This is a genomic window from Streptomyces sp. NBC_01294 (genome assembly GCF_035917235.1).
GTDB classification, from domain to species: Bacteria; Actinomycetota; Actinomycetes; order Streptomycetales; family Streptomycetaceae; genus Streptomyces; species Streptomyces caledonius.
Window position 1 is genome coordinate 5,573,317 of the sequence record NZ_CP108423.1, and the last position, 24,278, is coordinate 5,597,594.

Genomic DNA, 24,278 nt, shown 5'->3' on the forward strand with positions numbered 1-24,278 from the left:
CCTCAAGGCCGCCTTAAGCGCCGTCGGCGCCGCCGCGGCGGCCCGTAGCGTGATCCGCATGCGAGATGCGGCAGTGCGGGTCAGGGGCGGGATGCTGGGCGGTGCGGGGGTGGTGACCCTGCTCTGGGCGGCGCAGGTACGGCCCTCGGCCCGGCCCGACGCGCTGTTCGCCACCGCCGCGCACCTGACCGGCCTGCTCGCCGGATACGGGGTGCTGGTGCTGCTGTTCCTGATGGCCCGGGTGCCCGCAGTCGAGCACGGCGTCGGCGCCGACCGGCTCGCGCGCTGGCACGCGTTCGGCGGCCGGTACGTGCTCCTCCTCTGCTTCGGGCACGGGCTCTTCGCCCTGCTCGGATATGCCGTGCACGAGGGTGTCGACGTGGTCTCCGCCGTCCGGGAGCTGCTCGCCTACCCCGCGCTCGCCGCCGCCGCGGCCGGGACCGTCCTCCTGGCCGCGGTCGGTGTGACCTCCGCCCGATCGGTACGCCGCAGGGTGTCGCACGAAACCTGGCGCGGGGCGCACCTGCTGGTCTACCTCGCCGCCGCCCTCGCCTTCGGGCACCAGCTCGCCGGGCCCGACCTCGCCGTGGCCGGCTGGTTCTGGGCGCTCGCCCACACCGCGGTGGCCGTCCTGCTGGTCTGGTACCGCGCCGTGGTCCCCGTACGACAGGCCCTGCGGCACGCGCTGCGGGTCGCGGACGTCCGGGTCGAGGGGCCCGGGGTGGTCTCCGTCGTCGTCTACGGGGAGCACCTGGCGGAACTGCGCGCCGAGCCGGGCCAGTTCCTGCGCTGGCGGTTCCTGGAGCGGCGGCTGTGGCACACCGCCCTGCCGTTCTCGCTGTCCGCGCCGGTCCGCGGGAACGCCCTGCGGATCACCGTGAAGGGACTCGGCGGGCACTCGCGCCGGATCCGCCGGCTGCGCCCCGGCACGAGGGTCCTGGCCACCGGGCCGTTCGGCGCGCTCACCGCCGCCCGGCGGACCCGGCCCAAGGTGCTGCTGATCGCGGGCGGGGTCGGGATCACCCCGATGCGGGCCCTGTTCGAAACGCTGCCGGGCGGTCCCGGGGACATCACCCTGCTCTACCGGGCCGGGGCCGAGGAGCACCTGGTCCTGCGCGCCGAGCTGGAGGCCATCGCCGCCGAGCGGCAGGCCGGGCTGCACTACCTGCTCGGGCCGTCCGGGGCGGCATACAATCCGCTGGCCCCGCAGGCGCTGAGCGGGCTGGTGCCGGACCTGGCGGAGCACGACGTGTACCTGTGCGGGCCGCCGGGGATGGCCGAGGCGACCCGGGGCGCGCTGCTGCGGGCCGGGGTGCCGGCCGGGCGGATCCATTCCGAGTGCTTCAGCTTCTGAGCCCCGCTCCGCGCGCTGCGCCCTGCTCGCGTTCCCTGAGTCGCCCTGGTCCCAGTGCCCCGGGTTCCGTGCGTTCCCGCGTTCCGTGCGCCCGCCGCGTTCCCCCCCCCGTTCCCCCCCCGTTCCCCCCGTTCCCCGCGTTCCCGCGTTCCGTGCGCCCGCCGCCTTCCCCGCGTTTCCCGCGTTTCCGAGGAGTCACCGCCCCATGCGTCACCCGCTGCACGTCGCCCTGTCCGTCCCCGTCCCCGCCGGCGCCACGGCTCCGTCGGCCGCCCGCCACCGCAAGCCGCGCAGGCCCTCGGCGGTGCGGGCCGGGCTGGCCGCACTGGCCGCCGTACCGCCCGCGCGGCGGCTGGCGGCGGGGCTGGGGGCGGCCAGCGTGCTGGCCGCGACCGTGCTCACGGCGGTCGTGGACCCGGCGGCTCCGGTCGCCCCGGACCGGGTGCCGGCCCGGCAAAGCTCAACCTTTGCGCAAGTTTCCGGAGATTGATGGCTCCTGCACCCAACTGGTCCATAGGGTCGACTCCGTGCCTGAGATATCAACGACCATGATCATCGTGTTGTGCGTGGCGGCCGCGGCGGCCGGCTGGATCGACGCGGTGGTGGGCGGCGGCGGCCTGCTGCTCCTGCCCGCGCTCCTCCTCGGCCTGCCGAACGCCCACCCGGCCACCGTCCTCGGCACCAACAAGGCCGTGGCCATCGTCGGCACCGCCGGCGCCGCCGTGACGTACGTGCGCAAGGCCCCGGTGGACGTGAAGCTCGCCGTCCGCATCGGCGCGGCCGCGCTGCTCGGCTCGATGGGCGGCGCCGCCCTCGCCGGCGGCATCAGCAAGGACGCGCTCCGCCCGCTGATCATGGTGGTCCTCGTGGTCGTCGCCGGCTTCGTGCTCTTCCGGCCCGCCTTCGGCGCCGCCCCCTCCGCCTCGCCCGTCAGCCGGCAGCGGGTGCTGCTCGCCATCGGGCTCGCCGGCCTCGGCATCGGCTTCTACGACGGCCTCATCGGGCCCGGTACCGGCACCTTCCTGGTGATCGCGCTCACGGCGCTGCTCCACCTCGACCTGGTGACCGCCTCCGCCACCGCCAAGATCGTCAACTGCTGCACCAACGCCGGGGCGCTCGCGATGTTCGCCTACCAGGGCATGGTGCTGTGGCAGCTGGCCGCGCTGATGGCGGTGTTCAACCTGGCCGGCGGCATGATCGGCGCGGGCATGGCCCTCAAGAAGGGCAGCGGCTTCGTCCGCGGCGTGCTGCTGACGGTGGTGGGCGCGCTGGTCATCAAGCTCGGCTTCGAGCAGTGGGGCTGACCGTCCCCCGTTCCGCCTCCGGGACGCACTAGTACGTGCCGGTGAGGTGCGCGAAGACGACCACGTTGCCGCGGTAGCCCGTGCGCGGCGAGAAGCCGCCGCCGCAGGTGATCACCCGCAGCTCGGCCTGCGTCGAAGGGCCGTACACGCGGGTGTCGGGGAAGGCCTTCGCGTCGTAGACCTCGACCGCGTGGACCGTGAACACGGCGGTACGGCCGTCCGCCCGCGGGATCTCGATCGCGGCCCCGCGGCGCAGTGCGCCCAGGTCGTAGAAGACCCCCGGCCCCGCGGAGTCGTCCACGTGCCCGGCGATGACGGCGGTACCGGTGGCGCCCGGGGTGACGCCCTCGCGGTACCAGCCGGCCAGGTCGGGCCGGTCGGGCGGAGGCACTTCGAGGCTGCCGTCCCGCGCCAGTCCGAGCCCCGTCAGCGGGGCGTCGACCCGGATGGAGGGGATCCGGATCCGGCCGGGCGGGGAGCCGGGCAGCGGGGCGATGCCGGGTCCCACGGCGCCCGCGGCACTCAGGGCCTCGGCGGGGGAGGGCAGCGGCGGCCCGACCGGCTCGCGCGAACCGCTGGTGACGAGCCAGAAGCCGATGCATGCGGCGAGGACGACGAGTCCCCCGTGGCGGGCGGTCGGGGTGCGGGCGGCCCGCGCCGGGGAGCGCGCACCGGATCCGGGGCGGTCGGCGGCCGTGGGCCAGGGCTGCCGGTCGGAGCCCCGGACGCGACCGAAGTCGCCACCCATGCGTACCCCCTCGGCTTCGATGTCGGGGTGACTGGCCGTCGCCCGGCCCCGCGAACGGGGGGGACCTCGCGGGGCGGGCGACGGGGGACGGTACCGGTCGGACCGCGGCCGGGGCCGCGGTGGGCGTCCGTCAGCTCCGCGTGCCGCTCGCCCGGCGACGCAGGAGCCAGGTACCGCCGACGGCGGCAGCGGCCAGCACGGCCGCTCCCACCGCGATCTTGGCGGGGTCGGTGGTGGTGGTCGTGCCACCGCCCATCCCCGTGTTGACGTGGCCCTGCGGGCCGCGGTCGGTGACGACCAGGTCGCCGGTGGCGAACTTGCCGTTCGCGCAGGTCGCGCCGATGGAGTAGGTGCCGGCGCGGGTGCCGCGGGCCACCTGGAACTGACCCACGACCACCTCCTTGTGGGTGCCGGGGACCAGCTTGAACCGGCCCCCGCCGACCGTGGTGGCATCGCCCTCGGCGTGGCTGCCGCGGCCGCAGGCGGTGGTGTTCACGGTGACGGTGGCACCGGGGGCGGCGGACTTGGGCCACACCTCCAGCGGGGCGAAGTCCCCGGGCGCGAAGCTCACCATGCCGATCTCCGCGGCGGCGACCGCGCCGGCGACCGGCCCGGTGAACGCGGCGGCGGTCAGCGCGGTCGCGGTCAGCGCGTGTGCGGTACGTCGGCGCATGAGGACACTCCTCGTAGACACGGGGTCGTGTCTACGAGGAAACCCGGCCCGCCCGCCGCCCGCCTGCTGATGTCCCGTCAGCTCCGCCCATGCGCGCTCCTCCGGGGGCCGTTCCCGCAGTTCAAGGCCAGGGTGCGGCCATCCGGGCGGGCCGGTCCGTCCGGGTGACCGAGGGCCGGGGCATGCGAGGGTCCCGGGCACCGCGAGGTTGCGCGGCAGCGGTGCGTACGGTGGTGGGGCGCAGGGAAAGCCGGGACCTTCGGCCCGGCCGGCGGGCCGCTGCGCCTGATCCGAGGGAGGGCCCCGTGACACCGGTCGAACGGCCACAAGATCCGACCGCTCCGCTCCCGTTCTTCGTCTACGGGACCCTGCGCCCGGGGGAGGTCAACCACGACCTGTTCCTGCGCGGCCGCACGGCCGCCGAGGAGCCCGCCGTCCTCCTGGACGCCGCGCTCTACGACGGCCCCGGATACCCGTTCGCGGTCCACCGCCCCGGCTCGGCCGTCGTCGGGGAGCTGATCACGGCGGCGCCGCGCGCGTACGGGGAACTGCTGGCCGCGCTCGACCGGCTGGAAGAGTACGGGGGCCCGGGCCGCCCGGGGAACATCTACGACCGGATCGCCCGCCCGGCCCTGCTGCCGGACGGCACCCCGGTCCGTGCCTGGGTCTACCTGGCGGCCCCGCTGATCGCCCGCGACCTGCGGGAATCCGGGACCGAGATAGCCGGCGGCGACTGGTTCAAGCGCCGGAACGCGCCCGCCGAGTAGCGGCGGTCACAGGCCCTCGGCGCCGCGGTTGCGCAGCCGCCGGCCGTACTGCTGGAGCACCCACAGCTCCTCCTGGACCGCGGCGTGCTGCTCCGGCGGGGCCTGTGGGCTCAGGCGGGTCATGGTGCCCTGGATCTCGAGGACCCGGCGATCGACGGCACGCAGGCGGACCTGGACCAGCTGGACGCCGGCGTAGATCTCGTCCACCGTCTTCGCGTGGATGGCCTCCACCGCCAGCTCCGTGACCATCGCGCGGACGGTGTCGTTCGGGGCGGCGTCGCGGACCCGGGCCAGGTAGTCGTCGGCGGCCTGCGAGGCACCGCCCGCGTCCAGGATCGCCTGGCGCACGGCCGCGTAGGGCGGGGCGGTGAACTCGTCCATCCCGTACGCGTCGAACGCGGGGGAGACCAGCGCAGGCCGCTGGAGCGCCAGCTTGAGCAGCTCCCGCTCGGTGCGGTGGGCGGGGCTGCGCAGGTTCAGGGCGGGTCCGCCGCCGACCGGCGGCGGCGTGGCGGGGGCCGCCTCCTGGGGGCGGCCCCGGCCCTGCTGCTGCGGCTGGTTGCCGCGCTCCCGGGCCCACCGCGCCAGCTGCGCGACCCGCTTGACGACGAACGGCTCGTCGAGGATGCCCAGCATCCCCGCCAGCTGGACCGCCGACTCGTGCTGGATCGAGAGGTCCTTGATGCTCGCTACGACCGGCGCTGCCTCGGCCAGCGCGGCCGCCCGCCCCGCCGGGTTCTCCAGGTTGTGCCGCGACACGATGTGCCGCAGGGCGAACTCGAACAGCGGTGTCCGGGCCTCCACCAGGCCGGACACGGCCGCGTCCCCCTGCGCGAGGCGGAGGTCGCACGGGTCCATCCCGCCGGGGGCGATGGTGATCGAGGTCTCCGCGGCGAACTTCTGGTCGTCCTCGAAGGCGCGCAGGGCCGCCTTCTGCCCGGCCGCGTCGCCGTCGAAGGTGAAGATCACCTCGGCGGTGGCGTTGTCCATGAGCAGCCGGCGCAGGATCTTGATGTGGTCCCCGCCGAAGGCGGTGCCACAGGTGGCGATCGCGGTGGTGACCCCGGCCATGTGGCAGGCCATCACGTCCGTGTAGCCCTCGACCACCACGGCCCGGGACGTCTTCGCGATCTCCTTCTTCGCCAGGTCGATGCCGTACAGCACCTGGGACTTCTTGTAGATCGCAGTCTCGGGCGTGTTCAGGTACTTCGGGCCGTTGTCGTCGTCGCGCAGCTTGCGAGCGCCGAAGCCGACCACCTCGCCGCTGATGTCGCGGATCGGCCACATCAGCCGGCCGCGGAAGCGGTCGATGGGCTTGCCGCTGCGGCTGTCCTGGGCGAGCCCGGAGGTGATGAGTTCCTTGTCGGTGAAGCCCTTGCCGCGCAGGAAGCGGGTCAGGTGGTCCCAGCCGGCCGGGCTGTAGCCCACGCTGAAGTGCGCGGCCGCGGCCTGGTCGAAGCCGCGCTCCGCGAGGAACTTGCGGCCGATCTCCGCCTCGGGGCTGCCGAGCTGGTCGACGTAGAACAGGGCGGCGGCCTTGTGCGCCTCGACCAGCCGGATGCGGTCACCGCGGCCGCTGGTGCCGGCGGTGTAGCCGCCCTCCTCGTACCGCAGGGTGATGCCGGCCAGGCCGGCCAGGCGCTCGACGGCCTCCGAGAAGGAGAGGTGGTCGATCTTCATGACGAAGTCGAGGGTGTCCCCGCCCGCCTGGCAGCCGAAGCAGTGGTACAGGCCCTTGCTGGGGCTGACCTGGAAGGACGGGGACTTCTCGTCGTGGAAGGGGCACAGGCCCTTGAGGTTGCCGCCGCCCGCGTTGCGCAGCTGGAGGTACTCGGAGACCACGGCGTCGATCGGGACCGCGTCCCGTACCGCCTTCACGTCGTCGTCGTTGATCCGTCCTGCCACCCGTGAAGTCTACGGCCGGGCGTACGCAAACCCGTCAGGCACCCCTGCGGTCCGTCCCGCCGGTCAGGCCGGGCCCGTGGCCCGGCCTGAGGGGACCCGCAGGGACCCGCCGTCAGCCCTCGATCAGCGAGGAAAGCGGAATCGAAGGATCCGCCAGGGCCTCGCGGTCCACCGGCTTCTTCGACCTGATCAGGGCCTGGATGTGCTCCGTGACATCCCACACGTTCACGTTCATCCCGGCCAGCACCCGCCCCTCCGACAGCCAGAACGCGATGAACTCCCGCTTGCCCGCGTCCCCGCGGATCAGCACCTGGTCGTAGCCGCCCGGCGGCGCGTACCCCGAGTACTCCAGACCCACGTCGTACTGGTCGGAGAAGAAGTACGGCACCCGGTCGTAGCTGACCGGCTGTCCCAGCATCGCCCGCGCGGCCGCCGGGCCGCCGTTGAGCGCGTTGGCCCAGTGCTCGACCCGCAGCCGGGTCCCGAGCACCGGGTGGTGGGCGGCGGCCACGTCCCCGACCGCGTAGACGTCCGGGTCCGAGGTGCGCAGGGACTCGTCCACCGCGATCCCGCCGCCGTGCTCCCGGTCGACCAGGGCGAGCCCCGAGGTCTCGGCGAGCGCCGTCCGCGGCGCGGCCCCGATCGCGGCGAGCACCGCGTGCGCCGGGTGCTCCTCCCCGTCGTCGGTACGGGCGGCCAGCACCATCCCGTCGTGCCCCACGATCTCGGTCAGCCGCGCCCCGAAGTGGAACCGCACCCCGTGATCGGCGTGCAGGTCCCCGAAGAGCCGGCCGATCTCGGGGCCGAGCACCGCGTGCAGCGGTGTGGCCTCCGGCTCGACGACCGTGACCTCGGCGCCGTACCCGCGGGCCGCGGCGGCGACCTCCAGGCCGATCCACCCGGCGCCCGCGATGAGCAGGTGGCCGTTGTCCCGGCCGAGTCCGGCGAGGACCCCCTTCAGCCGCTCGGCATGCGCGAGGCGCCGCAGGTGGTGCACCCCGGCCAGACCGGTGCCGGGGATGTCCAGGCGGCGCGGCTCGGCGCCGGTGGCCAGCAGCACCTTGTCGTAGTGCAGGACCGTGCCGTCGCCCAGGACCACCTTCTTGGCGTCCCGGTCGAGGTGGACCGCCGGCTGGCCCAGGTGCAGCTCCACGTCGGCGGCCGCGTACCAGGACGGCTCGTGGACGAAGACGCTCTCGCGGTCGTCCTTGCCCATCAGGTAGCCCTTGGACAGCGGGGGCCGTTCGTACGGATGGTCGCGCTCGTCGCCGATCAGGATCACCCGCCCCGTGAACCCCTCGGACCTCAGCGTTTCGGCCGCCTTTGCCCCGGCAAGCCCCGCGCCGACGATGACGAATGTCCGGTGTGCGTCGACCACCTGATGCCTCCTCATAACCTCTCCGCCACATGCGACCACATGCGAGCGTCCCGCACTGAGCCTGCCGCGTGAAGGGGGAGTGGCTCGATCGGCTCACCCTTCGGCGCGTCGGGCGCGACGGGTGAGACGTGCGTGCAGGGAACGGGCGGATGCGTCGGTGAGGCACGCGATCTGGTCGATGACCGCCCGCTTCCTGGCCCGGTCGTCCTCAGCCGTGTCGAAGATCGCCCGGAACTGGGGGTCCAGCCCCTCCGGGGCGCGGGCCATGAGCGCCTCCGCGACTTCGGCCAGGACGATGCGCTGGTCGGCGCGGATCCGCTCCTGCTCGTCGCGCTGCATGACGTACAGGTCGGCGACCGCCTTGAGCACCGCGCACTCGTTGCGCGCCTCGCGCGGGATCACGAGTTCGGCGCCGTACCGGGTGAGCCGGCCCGAGCCGTACGCCTCCCGGGTGGCGCCCTCGGCCGCCAGGCAGAAACGGCCGATCAGCTGGCTCGTGGCGTCCTTCAGCCGGGCCTGCGCAACGGCCGAACCGTCGTACCCGTGCGGCCACCACTCCTGCTCCATCAGCCGGTCGAGGGCGGCCCGCAGCTCCTCGGGCGCGGTGTCGGCGGGAACGTACCGGCCGATGGCGACGCGCCAGATCGCCGTGCGCTCGGGCTCGGAGAAGAGGAGGTTGGGGTCGAGGTGGCCGGCGTGCAGGCCGTCCTCGAAGTCGTGGACGGAGTACGCGACGTCGTCCGCCCAGTCCATGACCTGCGCCTCGAAGCACTTGCGGTCCGCGGGCGCGCCGCGGCGCAGCCACTCGAAGACCGGCAGGTCGTCCTCGTACGCGCCGAACTTCACCGAGCCGGGATCGGTGGGGTGGTCCCCGCGGGCCCACGGGTACTTGGTGGCGGCGTCCAGGCACGCCCGGGTGAGGTTGAGGCCGACGCTGACGAGCTCGCCGCTCACCGGGTCGGGCACGAACCGCTTGGGCTCCAGGCGGGTCAGCAGGCGCAGCGACTGCGCGTTGCCCTCGAAGCCCCCGCAGTCCTTGGCGAACTCGTTGAGCGCCTCCTCGCCGTTGTGGCCGAAGGGCGGGTGGCCCATGTCGTGCGAGAGGCACGCGGCCTCGACGAGGTCGGGATCACAGCCGAGCGCGGCGCCGAGCTCCCGCCCGACCTGGGCGCACTCCAGGGAATGGGTGAGCCGGGTACGGGGACTGGCGTCCCAGTCGTACGAGCGGCTGCCGGGGGTGACGACCTGGGTCTTCCCGGAGAGGCGGCGCAGCGCGGCGGAGTGCAGCACCCGGGCGCGATCGCGCTGGAAGGCGGTCCGGCCGGGCCGCTTGTCGGGCTCGGCGGCCCAGCGCTCGGTGTCGGCTGCGTCGTAGAGGTCGTCTGCCAGAGCGTGCGTGGTGCCTTCCATGCAGAGACGGTAACCGGAACAACTGACAAACCGGGATCAGGCGGAGACGAGTTCCGGCCGCGCGGTGCCGGCGGGCCGGGCGCAGGCCGTGTCGTAGCGGTGCAGCAGGAGCCGGGCCAGGGCCGGGTGGTCGCCCAGGGGGGCGGCCGCGAGGGCGGGCGACGCCGCGGCGGTCTGGGCGGCGAAGCGGCCGGGAGCGGCGAAGTACGAGGCCACGGCGGTCCGGTGGTGGCCGCGGGCGGCCAGCGCGCGGACCGCCTCGGGGGCGCTCGGCGCGGCGGCGGAGGCGTAGGCCGGGACCACCGGGACGCCGCCGAGGCGGTCGGCGAGCAGGACGGCGGTGCGGCGGGTGTCGGCCGCGGAGTCGGGGTCGCGGGAGCCGGCGGCGGCGAGGACCACGGCGGTGCCGGGGGTCCAGCCCGCCTCCAGGAGCCGTTCGTACAGGGCCTCGACGAGCAGCGGGTGCGGGCCCAGCGGGGCGGCGACGCGGGTGCGCAGATGGGCGGCGCGGGCGGCGGCCGCGGGGAGGTCGTGCTTGACGTGGTGGCCCCGGCCGAGGAGCAGCGGGACGAGCACCGCCGATCCGTGCAGCTCGCCGAGGACGGCGTCGAGCGGCGGCTCGTTCAGCTCGATGTGGCCGAGTCGGACGTCGAGGCGGGGGCGGAGCTCCCGGACCCGTTCGAGGAGGGCGAGGGCGGTGTGCAGGGCTCGGGGGTCACGGCTGCCGTGGGCCACGGCGACGAGGGTGGGCTGCATGGGCGGACTCCGGGTCGGCGCAGGCCGCTGAGCTGGGTGCCCAGCTGGACGGTGATGCGGCCGAGCAGCTCGGCCGTACTGTCGAAGGGGAGGGCGGGGGACTCGGGAGGCTGCACCGGCTCCGTCATGAACCGATCCTGCGCGCCGGAGATTGCCGCCGCGTTGCGCGGGGGTGACGGGTCTTTGCCGGGTGCTCACAGGCCGGTCGGCGCCGCTGTCGGTGGCCGCGCCCGCCGTCCACCCGGGCGGCCCGGTGAACCATGCGGTCCCCGGACGCGTCCTGACCAGCGGACCAGCAACCGAGACACCAGGGGATGGATGATGCGCGGACCGCGCCTGCCGAGAGTCAAGTGGAGCCGGACGGCCGCCGCGCTGCGCACCGTTCGGGCCCGGCGGCTGGCGGTGCAGGTGGTCATGGCGGGCTGCGTGCTGGCGCTGCTGCCCTCGGCGTGGATGCACGCGGTGGCCGCCGACCGGCTGCGGACCACGGCCGACGCGCCCGCCGCCGAGGTGGCCGTGGTGTTCGGGGCCGGCCTGTGGCGGGGGCAGCCCACGCCCTACCTGGCCGACCGGCTCGACGCCGCCGCCGAGCTGTACCGCACGGGCAAGGTCAAGGTCGTCCTGGTCACCGGGGACAACAGCCGCACCGAGTACGACGAGCCGAACGCGATGCGGACGTACCTCACGGGGCAGGGGGTGCCCGACACGCAGATCGTCAGCGACTACGCCGGCTTCGACACCTGGGACTCCTGCGTGCGGGCCAAGGAGATCTTCGGGGTCGAGCGGGCCGTGCTGGTCACCCAGGGCTTCCACATCCGCCGGGCCGTCACCCTGTGCCAGGCGGCGGGCCTGGACTCGTACGGCGTCGGGGTGGCCGACGTGCACGACGCCACCTGGTACTACGGCGAGGCCCGCGAGGTCTTCGCGGCCGGCAAGGCGGCGCTGGACGCGGCCTTCAAGCCCGCCCCGCGCTTCCTGGGACCGAAGGAGCAGGGGGTGTCGCAGGCGCTCGCCGCTCTGGCAGACTGACGCGGCGCCGGATATGCCGATTAGTCATATGCCGGTCTGTCTGTACGAGCGCAGGGGTGGAAACGTGGCTGTGGTGGATCTGACCGGCAAGGTCGTCGTCGTCACCGGTGGAGCCCGCGGCCTGGGCGCCGCCGCGGCGCGGGCCGTCGTGGACGGCGGCGGCAAGGTGCTGATCACCGACGTGCTGGAGGCCGAGGGCGCCGGGACGGCCGCGCGGCTCGGCGGCGCGGCGCGCTTCATCGGCCACGACGTGACGAGCGAGGCCGACTGGCGGACGGCGCTGGAGTACGCGGTCGCCGAGTTCGGCCGCGTGGACGGCCTGGTGAACAACGCGGGCATCGCCACCGGCCAGTTCCTGGAGCACGAGAGCGTCGAGCACTTCCGCCGGGTCGTCGAGGTCAACCTGGTCGGCGCGTTCATCGGCATCAAGGCCGCCATCCCGTTGCTGCGCGCGAACGGCGGCGGGTCCATCGTCAACATCTCCTCCGCCGCCGGCCTGACCGGCCTCGCGCTCACCGCCGGGTACGGCGCCTCCAAGTGGGGCGTGCGCGGCCTGTCGAAGATCGGCGCGGTCGAGCTCGCGGAGGCGGGGATCCGCGTCAACTCCGTGCACCCCGGCATGACGCTGACCCCGATGACCGCGCCCCTCGGCATCCAGACCGGCGAGGGCAACTACCCGGGCGCCCCGATGGGCCGCGTCGGCGTCCCCGAGGAGGTCGCCGCGGCGATCGCCTTCCTGCTCTCCGACGCCGCCGCGTACATGACGGGCGCCGAGCTCGCGGTCGACGGCGGCTGGACGGCGGGCCTGACGGCACAACACCTCACCGGCCAGTGAGCCCTGCGCCGTGCCCGGCGCCCACCGGCGCACATGCGCGTGCCTCCGCAGGGGCCGCCGGGCTACGGTCCGCGCATGGAACAGGACGCACCCCTCGTACGTGACGTCTTCCCTGATCTGACGGCCGAGCTCGTGCGCCTGCTGGAGGAGGAAGGGGAGCGCGAGCTCGCCATCAGCGCGCACGACCTCCGCATGGTCGGGGTCTGCGGCTGCGGGGACGACTTCTGCCAGAGCATCCGCACCGATCCGCACCCGCCGGGCACGCCCTACGGACCCGGCCACCGCAACGTGCCCCTCCTGCCAGAGCGGGGCATGCTGATCCTCGACGTTGTCGACGGCCGGATCGTGTACGTCGAGATCCTCGACCGGCCCCCGATGCACCGGGCCTCACGGGCGGCGCCGGGCGGCGCTGAGGCAGAGCACCCGGACTTGTAACGCGAGGCGGCGGCCGGTGTAACACCGCGGACGCACGCTGGCGTACATGCACACCTCGGACTCCGTCACCGCCACGCACTGCCCGTACTGCGCGCTGCAGTGCGGGATGAACCTGCGGCCCGAGCCGGGCGGCGCGGGCGTGGTGGTGGAGGAGCGCGCCGACTTCCCCGTCAACCGGGGTGCGCTGTGCGGCAAGGGCCGCACCGCCCCCGCCGTGCTCTCCTCCCGGGTGCGCCTCACCGAGCCGCTCGTCCGCACCCACGCCGGGCAGCTGGAGCCGGCCACCTGGGAGGAGGCCCTCGACGCCGTCGCCGGGGGCCTCGCCCGCACGGGCCGCGCGCACGGCCCGGACGCGGTCGGGGTCTTCGGCGGCGGCGGGCTCACCAACGAGAAGGCGTACGCGCTCGGCAAGTTCGCCCGCGTCGCCCTGCGCACCTCGCAGATCGACTACAACGGCCGCTTCTGCATGTCCTCGGCCGCCGCCGCGCACCAGCGGGCCTTCGGGCTCGACCGCGGGCTGCCCTTCCCGCTGGAGGACATCCCGCGCACCGGCTGCGTGATCCTCGTCGGCTCGAACCTGGCCGAGACCATGCCCCCCGCCCTGCGCTACCTCACCGAGCTCAAGGCCAACGGCGGCACCTTGATCGTCATCGACCCGCGCCGCACCCGCACCGCCGACCAGGCGGACCTGCACCTGGCCCCGCGCCCGGGCACCGACCTCGCCCTCGCCCTCGGCCTGCTGCACCTCGTGGTCGCGGAAGGCCGTACGGACGAGGAGTTCATCGCCTCCCGCACCACGGGCTGGGAGGAGGCCCGGGCGGCCGCGATGGCCCACTGGCCGGAGCTGGTGGAACGCATCACCGGCGTGCCGGTCCCCAGGCTCCGCGAGGCGGTGGCGATGTTCTGCGCCCCGGAATCCGCCATGGTCCTCACCGCCCGCGGCCCGGAGCAGCAGTCCAAGGGCACCGACACCGTCGGCGCCTGGATCAACCTGTGCCTGGCCACCGGCCGGGCCGGCCGCCCGCTCTCCGGGTACGGCTGCCTCACCGGGCAGGGCAACGGCCAGGGCGGCCGCGAGCACGGCCAGAAGGCCGACCAGCTCCCCGGCTACCGCAAGCTGACCGACCCGGCGGCCCGCGCCCACGTCGCCGGGGTCTGGGGCGTCGACCCCGCCGACCTCCCCGGCCCGGGCCGCAGCGCCTACGAACTCCTCGATGCCCTCGGCACGGACGTGAAGGCCCTCCTCCTCATGGGCTCCAACCCGGTCGTCTCGGCCCCCCGCGCCGCCCACATCGAGGACCGCATCCGCTCCCTGGACTTCCTCGCGGTCGCCGACGTCGTCCTCTCCGAGACGGCGGCGCTCGCCGATGTCGTCCTCCCGGTGACCCAGTGGGCGGAGGAGACCGGCACCACCACCAACCTGGAGGGCCGCGTCCTGCTCCGCCGCCGGGCCCTGACCCCGCCGCCGGGGGTCCGCAGCGACCTGGACGTCCTGCACGGACTCGCCGCCCGCCTGGGTATCGAGAAGGGCTTCCCGGCCTCCCCGGAGGAGGTCTTCGAGGAGCTGCGCCGCGCCTCGGCCGGCGGCCCGGCGGACTACTCGGGCATCTCCTACGCCCGCATCGAGGCCGAACAGGGCGTCTTCTGGCCCTGCCCCGAGGGCTCCCCGGGAACCGAACGCCTCTTCCTGGACCGCTTCGCCACCGACGACGGCCGGGCCCGGTTCGTCCCCGTCTCCCACCGCGACGCGGCCGAGGTCCCCGACGCGGACTACCCGCTCCTGCTCACCACCGGGCGCGTGGTCGCCCAGTACCAGTCCGGCGCACAGACCCGCCGGGTGGACGAGCTCAACGAGGCCGCCCCCGGCCCCTTCGTGGAACTCCACCCCCGCCTCGCCGCCCGCATCGGCGCGGTCGACGGCAGCCCCCTGGCGGTGACCTCCCGCCGCGGCCGCGCGGTGGCCCCGGCCCGCATCACCGACACCATCCGCGCGGACACCGTCTTCATGCCCTTCCACTGGCCGGGCGAGGGCCGCGCCAACACCCTGACGAACCCGGCCCTCGACCCGGTCTCCCGGATGCCGGAGTTCAAGGTCTGCGCGGTCCGCGTCGAGCCGGCCTGATCAGCGGGCCTCCTGGAAGGTCGGGCGCAGGGCCTCGGCCAGGCGCGCGACGAACGCCTCCTCACCGGGCCCGGCCAGGTGCGGGTACTCCGCCTCGAAGTGCTCCCACTCGGCGCCGACGTAGCCGCTCGGGACCAGGTCCTCGATGTGCGCCAGGTCCAGCTCCGCGTTCGGGTAGGGCCACTCCCCGGCCTCCCGGAACACCTCCTGCACCAGCGCGTTCGGCAGGTGGCAGTGCTCCGCCAGCAGCACGGCGTCGTACAGGTCCTTGCCCTGCGGATGCCGGTCGCTGACGAGCCACAGCACCTTCCACGCCAGCGACAGGGCCGGCGTCGCCGCCAGGACCACCGCCCCGCAGGCGAGTTCGACCGGCTCGGGCGGCTCCGGGAGCTGCTCGTTGAAGACGAAGTCCAGCTGCACCTGCCCGGCCGGCAGGCCCGGCACCGACCACGGCAGGACCATCCGGCGCCCCGGCACCCGGTCGTACGTCCAGATGTCCTCGCACACCGCCCCCGAGGCCTTGATCCCGGCCCGCCCGGCGGCCGCCGCCGCGATGCCGTCCAGCATCTCCGCCGTCCGCCGGCCCTCCATCGGCCAGGTGTGCGGCGCCACCACGAAGTCCAGGTCGCCCGGCTCCCGCGCGGCCTCCCCGAACCGGTCCGCCAGCAGCACGCTCCCGCGCAGCACGAGCGAACCGGCCCACTCGGAGCCCGAGACCGCCAGCAGCACGGCGTCCATCGCGGCCCGCCGCGCCCGCGCCCAGGCGACCGTCCTCTCCGGATCGTCGAAGACCGGGTCGCCCGCCCGGTAGGCCTGGAAGTTGTGCCGCAGCGACGGATCGAAGACGGCCCGCTGCCGCACGTCGTCCCCGGCCACCGGGCGCAGCGTCAGCGGCAGGTGCCGCGCCGCCCGCGTCGCGTCGTCCAGCGGCTCCTGCGGCAGGTGCGTGCTCCGCATCCCGAACTCCTGCCACGAGCTCATCGCGCAGCCTCCTCGAAAGTCGGCGCCAGCAGTTCCAGCAGGCGCCGGGCGTAGCGGTCCCCCGAGGTGTCGATCCCGGGGTACTCCTGCTCGAACGTGCTCCAGTCGGTCCCCCGGAAGCCGTCGAAGACCTCCAAGACGGGCGGCTCGTGAACACCTTCTCCGCAGTCCCATTCCCCCGACTGCCGGAACACCTCCTCCAGCAGCGGGTACGGCAGGACGAGGTCCTCGGCCAGCAGCACCGCGTCGTACAGGTCCTTGCCCTGCGGGTACATGTCGCCGGCCAGCCACATCAGCTTCCAGGCCAGGGAGAGTTCCCGGCCGGCGCCCAGCAGCGGGACCCCCGCCACCTCCACCGGCTCGGGCGGCGCCGGCAGCGGCTCGTTGAAGACGAAGTCCAACTGGACCTGCCCGCCCGGCAGTCCCGGCGCCGCCCAGGGCAGCACCAGCCGGCGCCCCGGGACGCGCTCGTACGTCCAGATGTACTCGGAGACCGCCTGCTCGGAGGGCATGTCCAGGCCCCCGGCCAGTTCCCCGGCCAGCTCCCCGGCCGCCGCCGCGACGGCGTCGAGCATCCGCCCGGTCCGCTCCTCCTCGATCCGCCAGTCCGCCGGGACCACCACGAAGTCCAGGTCGTGCGGCTCCCGCGCGGCCGGGCCGAACCAGTGCCGCATCAGCATGCTGCCGCGCAGCACGAGCGAGTCAGCCCAGCCCGAGGCGCCCACGGCGCGCAGGGCGACCTCCATCGCGGCGCGCCGGGCCCGCAGCCAGGCCTCTCGCACCCGCTCGTCGGGAATCACCGGGTCCAGCGGGCGGTAGGCCTCGGCGAAGTGCTTCAGCGCCGGGTCGAAGGTTTCCCGGGCGGGGGCGTGCGGGCCCGGACCCGTGGCCATCGTGCGCGGTTTCCCGCCCGTGCGCCGCCGCCGTTCGACCGCCGGTTCCGCCGGGTCGTCCGGCCCGCCCGGGATCGACGGCCTCCACTCCGTGCCGCTCATCCGTCCGCCCCCTCCTCGATCCATCCGTCGTCCACCGACAGGTCACTGTCGTACAGGACGAACTCCCGCTCCTCCGAGCGGATTTCGTACCCGGCCGAGCCGAGCGCGGCGACCAGCGCGTCGCAGGCCTGTGTCGCCCCCGCCGCCGTTCCCCGCCACCGCTGGGTCACGAACCGCTCGTGCGCGCCCCCGGTCAGGGCCCGGCGGGCGTTCCACGACAGGTGGGCGCCGTGCGGGGTCACCAGGGACTCCAGGGCCGTGCGGTCGAAGTCCGCCGACAGCCGCAGCTTGAGGTGGTGTTCGAAGTAGCCGCCGCCCGGGCCTGGTGCCTGCGTGGTCCAGGGAACCGTCTCCACCTTCACGCGGACCGGGTCGAAGCCGGCCGCCCGCAGCTGCGGAACCAGGTGCTCGTGGCTCGCGTGGTCCCGCAGCGTCAGCATCGGCTGGGACACCATCCGGCCCCGCGCCAGCACGATGTGCGTGACCTTCAACTCCCGTGCCCGGGACCATGCTTCGAGCCGGTCCAGCTCCGCCTCGTCCGCACAGCGCACCGTCACATGGGTTTCGTACTCAGACATGGAAACGATCATCTCGGACATGCGTCCGATCCGCATCGGGGTTCCGGGCGGGGGGTAACCATGCGTCACGCAGGGGACTCAGAAAGTGCTCGCACGCCCCTCGTGGCCGCGATGTGTCGTACCCCACACTGAGGTGCGGTGCCCCCGTCCTCGGAGCCCTGGAGGTCGCCCCCGTGCAGACCCGGACCCTGACCGTGAACGTGAGCGAGTCCTCGGAGGCCAAGGCCGTGGACGAAGAGCCCGAGGTACTGGAGCTGATCGAGCCGGTGCCCGTGCAGCGCAGGCGGAGCAGCAGCGACAGCGGGGGCGGAGCGGGACCTTCCGCGGATCTGTTCCGGCAGTACCTCCGCGAGATAGGCAGGATCCCGCTGCTCACCGCCGCAGAGGAGGTGGACCTCGCCCGGCGCGTCGAGGCGGGGCTGTTCGCCGAGGAGAAACTCGGCAGCACACCGGACCTCGACTCCCAGCTCGCCCTCGACCTCGACAAGCTCGTCGTCATGGGGCGGATGGCCAAGCGCCGTCTCATCGAGTCGAACCTGCGGCTCGTCGTCTCCGTCGCGAAGCGGTACGTGGGCCGCGGGCTCACCATGCTCGACCTCGTGCAGGAGGGCAACCTCGGGCTCATCCGGGCCGTGGAGAAGTTCGACTACGCCCGCGGGTACAAGTTCTCCACCTACGCCACCTGGTGGATCCGGCAGGCGATGTCCCGGGCCCTCGCCGACCAGGCCCGGACCATCCGCGTACCCGTCCACGTGGTCGAGCTGATCAACCGCGTCGTCCGCGTCCAGCGCCGCATGCTCCAGGAGCGCGGCTACGAGCCCACCGCCGAAGAGGTCGCCGTCCACCTGGAGCTGACCCCCGAGCGGGTCCTGGAGGTGCTCCGCCTCGCCCAGGAGCCGGTCTCCCTGCACGCCCCGGTGGGCGAGGAGGACGACGTCGCGCTCGGCGACCTCATCGAGGACGGTGACGCCACCTCACCCGTGGAGTCGGCCGCCTTCTTCCTGCTGCGCGAGCACCTGGAAGCCGTGCTGTCGACGCTCGGCGAACGCGAGCGCAAGGTCGTGCAGCTGCGGTACGGCCTCGCCGACGGGCGGCCGCGCACCCTGGAGGAGATCGGCCGGATCTTCGGCGTGACGCGCGAGCGGATCCGCCAGATCGAGTCCAAGACCCTCAACAAGCTCCGCGACCACGCCTTCGCCGACCAGCTCCGCGGCTACCTGGACTGAACGGCGGCGGGGCGCCCCGCAAGGCGTCCCCGCCCCCACCCAGCCCCCGCCGCGCCCCTAGTCGACCTCGGCGACCGCCTGCGCGAACTGCGCCGCGTACAGCCGCGCGTACGCGCCGCCCGACGCCAGCAGCTCCTCGTGCGTGCCCTGCTCCACGATCGAGCCGCTCTCCATCACCAGGATCACGTCCGCGTCGCGGATCGTGGAGAGCCGGTGCGCGATCACGAAGGACGTACGGCCGTGCGCGAGCCGCGCCATCGCCTTCTGGATCAGCACCTCGGTACGGGTGTCCACCGAGCTCGTCGCCTCGTCGAGCACCAGGATCACCGGGTCCGACAGGAACGCCCGGGCGATGGTGATCAGCTGCTTCTCGCCCGCGCTGACCCCCGCGCCCTCGTCGTCCAGGACGGTGTCGTAGCCGTCCGGCAGCGTGCGGATGAAGCGGTCCGCGTGCGCGGCCCGCGCCGCCTCCTCGATCTCGGCGCGCGTGACTTCGCGCGAGGCACCGTAGGCGATGTTCTCGGCGATCGTGCCGCCGAACAGCCAGGTGTCCTGGAGCACCATGCCGATGCCGGCGCGCAGTTCCTCGCGCGTCATCTTCGCGATGTCCACCCCGTCGAGGCCGATCTCGCCGCCCGTGACCTCGTAGAACCGCATCAGCAGGTTCACCAGCGTCGTCTTGCCGGCGCCCGTCGGGCCGACGATCGCGACCGTGTGGCCCGGCTCGACCGACAGCGAGAGGTTCTCGATCAGCGGCTTGTCCGGCTCGTAGCGGAAGGCCACCTTGTCGAAGGTCACCTGGCCGCGCAGCTCCCGCGGCCGCTCCGGAACCTCGGCGTCCGGCTCTTGCTCGGCCGCGTCCAGCAGCTCGTAGACCCGCTCCGCCGAGGCGACACCGGACTGCACGAGGTTCGCCATCGACGCCACCTGCGTCAGCGGCATCGAGAACTGCCGCGAGTACTGGATGAAGGCCTGCACGTCACCGATCGACAGGGTGCCGGAGGCGACCCGGAGCCCGCCGACCACGGCTATCAGCACGTAGTTGATGTTCGAGATGAAGAGCATCACGGGCTGCATGATGCCGCTGACCAGCTGCGCCTTGAAGGACGCCCGGTACAGCGCCTCGTTCTGCTCGGCGAAGAGCGCCGCGGACTCCTTCTGCCGGCCGAAGACCTTGACCAGGTTGTGCCCCGAGTACATCTCCTCGATGTGGGCGTTCAGCGCACCGGTCGTCTTCCACTGCGCCACGAACTGCGGCTGCGACTTCTTGCCGATCTTCGCCGCGACGAAGACCGAGAGCGGCACGGTCGCCAGCGCGACCAGCGCCAGCAGCGGCGAGATCCAGAACATCATCGCGAGCACGCCGAGGATGGTCAGCAGCGAGTTCAGCAGCTGACCCATCGTCTGCTGCAGCGTCTGGCCGATGTTGTCGATGTCGTTCGTGGCCCGGCTCAGCACCTCGCCGCGCTTCTGCTGGTCGAAGTACGACAGCGGCAGCCGCGACAGCTTCGCCTGGAGCTCCTCGCGCATCCGGTAGACGGTGCCGTTCATGATGTGGTTCGACAGCCGGGTCGCGACCAGCATCAGCAGGCCGGCCAGGGTGAAGACCACCAGCGCCCAGATCGCCACCACCCCGACGGCGCCGAAGTCGATGCCCTGCCCCGGGGTGAAGTCGGTCCCGGAGAGCATGTCCGCCATGCCGTCGTGGCCGTCGGCGCGCAACCCGTCCAGGGCCTGCTGCTTGGTCGTCCCTGCGGGCATCTCCCGGCCCACGATCCCCGCGAACACCAGGTCGGTGGCCTCGCCCAGGATCTTCGGCCCGACCACCGCGCAGCCGACGCTGGCGACGACGGCCGCGACCATGCCCCAGATCCTGGCCCGGTCGTGCGCGAGCTGGCCCAGCAGCCGCTTGCCCGATCCCTTGAAGTCCATGGAGCGCGTCGCCGGCCCCATCATCATCCGTCCTCCGGGTCCGCTCATGCGGCCTCCGCCTCCGTCAGCTGGGAGAGCACGATCTCCCGGTAGGTCTCGTTGCCGGCCATCAGCTCGTGGTGGCGCCCCTCGCCCACCACCTGGCCCTCGTCCAGGACGATGATCCGGTCGGCGTCGCGGATCGTGGCGACCCGCTGGGCGACGATGACCACGGTCGCGTCCTCCGTCTCGCGGGCGAGCGCCGCGCGCAGCGCCGCGTCCGTCGCGTAGTCCAGGGCCGAGAAGGAGTCGTCGAAGAGGTAGATCTCCGGGCGCTGCACGAGCGTGCGGGCGATCGCCAGACGCTGGCGCTGGCCGCCGGAGACATTGGTTCCGCCCTGTGTGACGGGAGCCTCCAGGCCGCCTTCCAGCGCGGAGACGAACTCCTTGGCCTGGGCCACCTCCAGGGCCTGCCACAGCTCTTCGTCGCTCGCGTCCGGGCGCCCGTAGCGCAGGTTGGAAGCGACGGTTCCGGAGAACAGGTACGGCTTCTGCGGAACCATGCCGACCGTCCTGGCCAGCAGGTCGGGGTCGAGCCCGCGGACGTCCTCCCCGTCGACGAGCACCGCGCCCCCGGTCGCGTCGAACAGGCGCGGAACCAGGCCGAGCAGCGTGGACTTGCCGCTTCCGGTGGAGCCGATCACCGCCGTGGTCTCGCCGGGGCGGGCCACCAGGTCCACCCCGCGCAGCACCGGGGCCTCCGCGCCCGGGTAGCGGAAGTCGGCGCCGCGCAGCTCCAGCAGGCCGCGGCGGGCGAGTTCGCGCACCGGGTCCTTGGGCGGGACCACGCTGGAGTCGGTGTCCAGGACCTCCTGGATGCGCTCCCCGCAGACCTCGGCGCGCGGCACAATCATGAACATGAAGGTGGCCATCATCACGGCCATGACGATCTGCATCAGGTAGGCGAGGAAGGCGGTCAGCTGGCCGATCTCCATGCCGCCGCTGTCGACGCGCATCGCACCGAACCAGATGACGGCGACGCTGGAGATGTTCACGACCACGATGACCGTGGGGAACATGTAGGCCAGGAGCTTGCCGGAGGCCAGCGAGATGCCGGTGAGGTCGGCGTTGGCGTCGCGGAAACGGTCCTTCTCGTAGTCGTCGCGGACGAAGGCACGGATCACGCGGTTGCCGGTGATCTGCTCGCGCAGGACCCGGTTCACGGTGTCCAGACGGTCCTGCATCTGGCGGAACAGCGGCCGCGTCCTGAAGACGATGGCGCCGACCGAGATCCCGAGCACGGGCACCACGGCGAGCAGGACGCCGGAAAGCCGCACGTCGAGCGAGAGCGCCATGGCGATGCCGCCGACGCACATGATCGGGGCCGAGACCATCAGGGTGAAGGTCATCAGCACCAGCATCTGGACCTGCTGGACGTCGTTCGTCGTACGGGTGATCAGCGACGGGGCGCCGAACTGGCCGAGCTCCCGCGCGGAGAAGCTCTGCACGCGGTCGAAGACGGCGGCGCGGACGTCCCGGCCGAAGGCCGCCGCCGTGCGGGCGCCGTAGTAGACCGCGCCGGCGTTGCAGACGAGCTGGACGAGCGAGACGCCGAGCATCAGCGCGCCGAAGCGCAGGATGTAGCCGGTGTCACCGGTCACGACACCGTTGTCAATGATGTCCGCGTTGAGCGTGGGCAGGTAGAGGCTCGCGCTGGTCTGCAGCAGCTGCAGCAGGACCAGCACGGCGACGGGTTTCCGGTACGGCCCCAGATGGGTCCGCAGAAGTCGTATGAGCACGCGCAGGCTCCGGTCGGCAAGATCGAGGGGTTCGACCCATCTTCGGCCAAACGGCCCTGCGATCCCCACCGGATTTCGCAAAGGCCGGTCAAAAGGAGTACCCGGGCGCCCCGGGACCTGGGTCCGTGCACCGGGCGGCGGGGCCGGGCCGGGCGGAGACTGGGAAGACGGGGGCCAGGGGGAAGGCTCCGGACCACCGGAGCAGATCACCGTGGAGGAGTCATGACGGCCACGACACGGGAGCAGGCGCCCGTCGCCTTCGACACCGACGGAGCGGAACTGCGCACGCGCGAGATCGGCGGGGACTTCACCGTCGCGTTCGTGCGGTTCGACAAGGGCGTGGACATGAGCCCGGCGTTCAAGGGGCTGCCGGACGATCTGTGCACGTGCCCGCACTGGGGCTACGTACTCAAGGGCAAGGTCAAGATGCACACCAGGGACGGCGACACGCTCTACTCGGCCGGCGAGGCCTTCTACTGGGCACCCGGCCACGCCCCGGAGGCCGTCGAGGACACCGAGTACATCGACTTCTCGCCGACGGCGGAGTTCGACGCGGTGGTCAAGCACGTGGCGGCCCAGCTGGCCTGAACCGCCACCCGGACGGTGCCCCCGCCCGTCCCTAGAACGCCCCGGGGTGGATCTGCTCGCGCGTCGCGATGTACTGCTGGCGCACCGCCTGCCAGGCCGGGAACTCCTCGCCGGGCTCGAAGACCTGCGCCGCGGGGGCCGGCCAGTGCGGCGGCGTGTGCGGAGCGTGCGTGCCCTGCGCCACGCCGAGCGCCCAGGCCGCCTGACGGGCCGCGCCCAGCGCCGCGTAGTCGGCCGGCGCCGGTACGACGATCTGCGTCCCGAACAGCCCCGGTGCGGCGGCTTGTACGGCGGGCAGCTCGGCCGCCGCGCCCAGCAGGAACACCCGGCGGATCTCGACCCCGCGCGAGCGCAGCACGTCCAGCGCGTCCACCAGCCCGCACAGCATGCCCTCGAAGGCGGCCCGGGCCACGTGCTCCGGCTTCATCGAGTCCCGGCGCAGCCCCGTCAGGGTCCCGGCGGCGTGCGGCAGGTTCGGCGTCCGCTCACCCTCCAGGTAGGGCAGGAGTACGAGGCCGTGCGCCCCCGGCGTCGACTTCAGCGCGAGCGCGGACAGCCCCTCCAGATCGGTGCCGAGCAGCTCGGCGGTGCCGCGCAGGGCCCGTACGGCATTGGAGGTGTTCACGACCGGCAGGTGCATGCCGGTGGCGTCGGCCAGGGAGGTGATCAGCCCGCCCGGCTCCGACAGCGCCTCGTGGTGCACCGCCATCACCGAACCGGAGGCACCGAGCGAGACCACCGCGTCGCCGGGGCCCAGCCCCAGCCCGAGCGCGGCGGCCATCGTCTCGCCGGTGCCGGCGGATATCAGCAGCCCCTCGGGCGTGGTCCCGGCGGCGTCGGCCGGGCCGAGCACCTCGGGCAGCAGCGCCCGGTGCCCGAGCGCCAGCTCGACCAGGTCGGGCCGCCAGGCTCCGGCGGCGGCCGACCAGTAGCCGGTACCGGAGGCGCCACCGCGGTCGGTGGTCCGCCGGGCCGGGCGGCCCAGCAGCTGCCAGACCAGCCAGTCGTGCGGGGACATCAGCACGGCCACCCGGCGGGCCGCCTCGGGCTCGGTGCGGGCCAGCCAGGCCAGCTTCGCGATCGGCTGAGAGGCCTGCGGGACCGAGCCCACCGCCTCGGCCCACGCCTGCCGGCCGCCGAACGCCTCGATCAGGTCGGCGGCGGCGACCTGCCCGCGCTTGTCGTTGCCGACCAGGGCCGGACGCACCAGCCCGCCCTGCGGGTCCAGCGGCAGCAGGCCGTGCTGCTGTGCGGAGACCCCTATGGCCTGGACCCCTTCGAGGAGCCCGCCGCCGGCGGCCTCGCCGAGCGAGAGCAGCCAGGCCTGTGGATCGGTCTCGTGGGGGTGCGCGCCGTCGGGTTCGCCCGTGGGCTGCGGATGGGGTGCGTACCCCTGGCGCAGCACGGCGCCGGTCTCGGTGTCACAGACGACTATGCGTGTGAAGGCGGAAGAACTGTCCAGCCCGGCGACTATCCCCATGTGG

The 24,278-nt window shown here is 73.5% G+C and carries 22 protein-coding genes; 10 read left to right on the top strand and 12 right to left on the bottom strand.

Annotation, left to right across the window (positions count from 1 at the left end; all coding sequences use genetic code 11):
* Positions 1–58: 58 nt before the first annotated feature.
* The 3 genes from OG534_RS25125 to OG534_RS25135 all read left to right on the top strand — a co-directional run bounded on the left by OG534_RS25125 (position 59) and on the right by OG534_RS25135 (position 2,658).
* Positions 59–1,354 (top strand): ferredoxin reductase family protein, encoded by a 1,296-nt coding sequence (locus OG534_RS25125; RefSeq protein ID WP_326590918.1) that lies wholly within the window; start codon positions 59–61, stop codon positions 1,352–1,354.
* Between the two features lie 205 nt (positions 1,355–1,559).
* The gene (locus OG534_RS25130) at positions 1,560–1,844 is read left to right on the top strand and encodes a hypothetical protein (RefSeq protein WP_326590919.1); all 285 of its coding nucleotides are present in this window, start codon (positions 1,560–1,562) and stop codon (positions 1,842–1,844) included.
* A 37-nt stretch (positions 1,845–1,881) separates the two neighbouring features.
* Positions 1,882–2,658, top strand: a complete 777-nt coding sequence (locus OG534_RS25135; RefSeq protein ID WP_326590920.1) for a sulfite exporter TauE/SafE family protein — start codon at positions 1,882–1,884, stop codon at positions 2,656–2,658.
* 28 nt (positions 2,659–2,686) lie between these two features.
* On the opposite strand, the gene OG534_RS25140 is transcribed toward OG534_RS25135, so the two are convergent.
* The gene (locus OG534_RS25140; protein WP_326590921.1) at positions 2,687–3,406 is read right to left on the bottom strand and encodes a class F sortase; all 720 of its coding nucleotides are present in this window, start codon (positions 3,404–3,406) and stop codon (positions 2,687–2,689) included.
* Positions 3,407–3,536: 130 nt separating this feature from the next.
* Positions 3,537–4,079 carry a hypothetical protein gene (locus tag OG534_RS25145; RefSeq protein WP_326590922.1) on the bottom strand — a complete coding sequence of 181 codons (543 nt, stop codon included), beginning with the start codon at positions 4,077–4,079 and terminating at the stop codon, positions 3,537–3,539.
* Between the two features lie 305 nt (positions 4,080–4,384).
* Between OG534_RS25145 and OG534_RS25150 the strand changes: the two genes are divergently transcribed.
* Positions 4,385–4,846: a gamma-glutamylcyclotransferase family protein gene (locus tag OG534_RS25150; protein ID WP_326590924.1), complete on the top strand. Its 462-nt coding sequence runs from the start codon at positions 4,385–4,387 to the stop codon at positions 4,844–4,846.
* 6 nt (positions 4,847–4,852) lie between these two features.
* On the opposite strand, the gene dnaG is transcribed toward OG534_RS25150, so the two are convergent.
* From dnaG to OG534_RS25170, 4 genes are all read right to left on the bottom strand, one after another.
* Positions 4,853–6,751, bottom strand: coding sequence for a DNA primase (gene dnaG / locus OG534_RS25155; RefSeq protein ID WP_326590925.1), 1,899 nt, complete (start codon positions 6,749–6,751; stop codon positions 4,853–4,855).
* Between the two features lie 112 nt (positions 6,752–6,863).
* A complete protein-coding gene (locus OG534_RS25160; RefSeq protein WP_326590926.1) occupies positions 6,864–8,129 on the bottom strand; it encodes an NAD(P)/FAD-dependent oxidoreductase in 1,266 nt (421 codons plus the stop codon).
* Between the two features lie 93 nt (positions 8,130–8,222).
* Positions 8,223–9,539: a deoxyguanosinetriphosphate triphosphohydrolase gene (locus OG534_RS25165; protein WP_326590927.1), complete on the bottom strand. Its 1,317-nt coding sequence runs from the start codon at positions 9,537–9,539 to the stop codon at positions 8,223–8,225.
* Between the two features lie 36 nt (positions 9,540–9,575).
* Complete coding sequence (locus OG534_RS25170; protein ID WP_326590928.1) at positions 9,576–10,295, bottom strand: sirohydrochlorin chelatase; 720 nt, start codon at positions 10,293–10,295, stop codon at positions 9,576–9,578.
* Positions 10,296–10,616: 321 nt separating this feature from the next.
* Between OG534_RS25170 and OG534_RS25175 the strand changes: the two genes are divergently transcribed.
* The 4 genes from OG534_RS25175 to OG534_RS25190 all read left to right on the top strand — a co-directional run bounded on the left by OG534_RS25175 (position 10,617) and on the right by OG534_RS25190 (position 14,716).
* The gene (locus OG534_RS25175; protein WP_326590929.1) at positions 10,617–11,324 is read left to right on the top strand and encodes a SanA/YdcF family protein; all 708 of its coding nucleotides are present in this window, start codon (positions 10,617–10,619) and stop codon (positions 11,322–11,324) included.
* Positions 11,325–11,394: 70 nt separating this feature from the next.
* Positions 11,395–12,159 carry a glucose 1-dehydrogenase gene (locus OG534_RS25180; protein WP_326593823.1) on the top strand — a complete coding sequence of 255 codons (765 nt, stop codon included), beginning with the start codon at positions 11,395–11,397 and terminating at the stop codon, positions 12,157–12,159.
* Between the two features lie 75 nt (positions 12,160–12,234).
* Complete coding sequence (locus tag OG534_RS25185; protein WP_326590931.1) at positions 12,235–12,594, top strand: hypothetical protein; 360 nt, start codon at positions 12,235–12,237, stop codon at positions 12,592–12,594.
* Positions 12,595–12,640: 46 nt separating this feature from the next.
* Positions 12,641–14,716, top strand: coding sequence for a molybdopterin oxidoreductase family protein (locus OG534_RS25190; RefSeq protein ID WP_326590932.1), 2,076 nt, complete (start codon positions 12,641–12,643; stop codon positions 14,714–14,716).
* Here the strand turns inward: OG534_RS25190 and OG534_RS25195 are convergent, their stop codons facing one another.
* The 3 genes from OG534_RS25195 to OG534_RS25205 are packed head-to-tail and all read right to left on the bottom strand — an operon-like array spanning position 14,717 to position 17,270.
* Entirely contained in the window at positions 14,717–15,697 is a 981-nt protein-coding gene (locus OG534_RS25195; protein WP_326590934.1) for a nucleotidyl transferase AbiEii/AbiGii toxin family protein, read from the bottom strand.
* Positions 15,694–16,692 (bottom strand): nucleotidyl transferase AbiEii/AbiGii toxin family protein, encoded by a 999-nt coding sequence (locus OG534_RS25200; protein WP_326590935.1) that lies wholly within the window; start codon positions 16,690–16,692, stop codon positions 15,694–15,696. Before OG534_RS25200 ends, OG534_RS25195 begins: the two co-directional genes overlap by 4 nt.
* The gene (locus OG534_RS25205; RefSeq protein WP_326590936.1) at positions 16,689–17,270 is read right to left on the bottom strand and encodes a hypothetical protein; all 582 of its coding nucleotides are present in this window, start codon (positions 17,268–17,270) and stop codon (positions 16,689–16,691) included. Before OG534_RS25205 ends, OG534_RS25200 begins: the two co-directional genes overlap by 4 nt.
* A gap of 113 nt (positions 17,271–17,383) precedes the next feature.
* Here OG534_RS25205 and OG534_RS25210 point away from each other — a divergent pair, with 113 nt between their 5' ends.
* Positions 17,384–18,496, top strand: a complete 1,113-nt coding sequence (locus tag OG534_RS25210; RefSeq protein WP_442807149.1) for an RNA polymerase sigma factor — start codon at positions 17,384–17,386, stop codon at positions 18,494–18,496.
* A gap of 57 nt (positions 18,497–18,553) precedes the next feature.
* On the opposite strand, the gene OG534_RS25215 is transcribed toward OG534_RS25210, so the two are convergent.
* Both OG534_RS25215 and OG534_RS25220 read right to left on the bottom strand, forming a co-directional pair.
* Positions 18,554–20,476 carry an ABC transporter ATP-binding protein gene (locus OG534_RS25215; RefSeq protein WP_326590937.1) on the bottom strand — a complete coding sequence of 641 codons (1,923 nt, stop codon included), beginning with the start codon at positions 20,474–20,476 and terminating at the stop codon, positions 18,554–18,556.
* On the bottom strand, positions 20,473–22,206 hold the full coding sequence (locus tag OG534_RS25220; protein WP_326590938.1) for an ABC transporter ATP-binding protein: 1,734 nt from the start codon (positions 22,204–22,206) through the stop codon (positions 20,473–20,475). Before OG534_RS25220 ends, OG534_RS25215 begins: the two co-directional genes overlap by 4 nt.
* Positions 22,207–22,428: 222 nt before the next feature.
* Between OG534_RS25220 and OG534_RS25225 the strand changes: the two genes are divergently transcribed.
* Positions 22,429–22,794, top strand: a complete 366-nt coding sequence (locus OG534_RS25225; RefSeq protein ID WP_326590939.1) for a hypothetical protein — start codon at positions 22,429–22,431, stop codon at positions 22,792–22,794.
* Between the two features lie 31 nt (positions 22,795–22,825).
* On the opposite strand, the gene OG534_RS25230 is transcribed toward OG534_RS25225, so the two are convergent.
* A complete protein-coding gene (locus OG534_RS25230; RefSeq protein WP_326590940.1) occupies positions 22,826–24,274 on the bottom strand; it encodes an FGGY family carbohydrate kinase in 1,449 nt (482 codons plus the stop codon).
* Positions 24,275–24,278 lie beyond the last annotated feature (4 nt).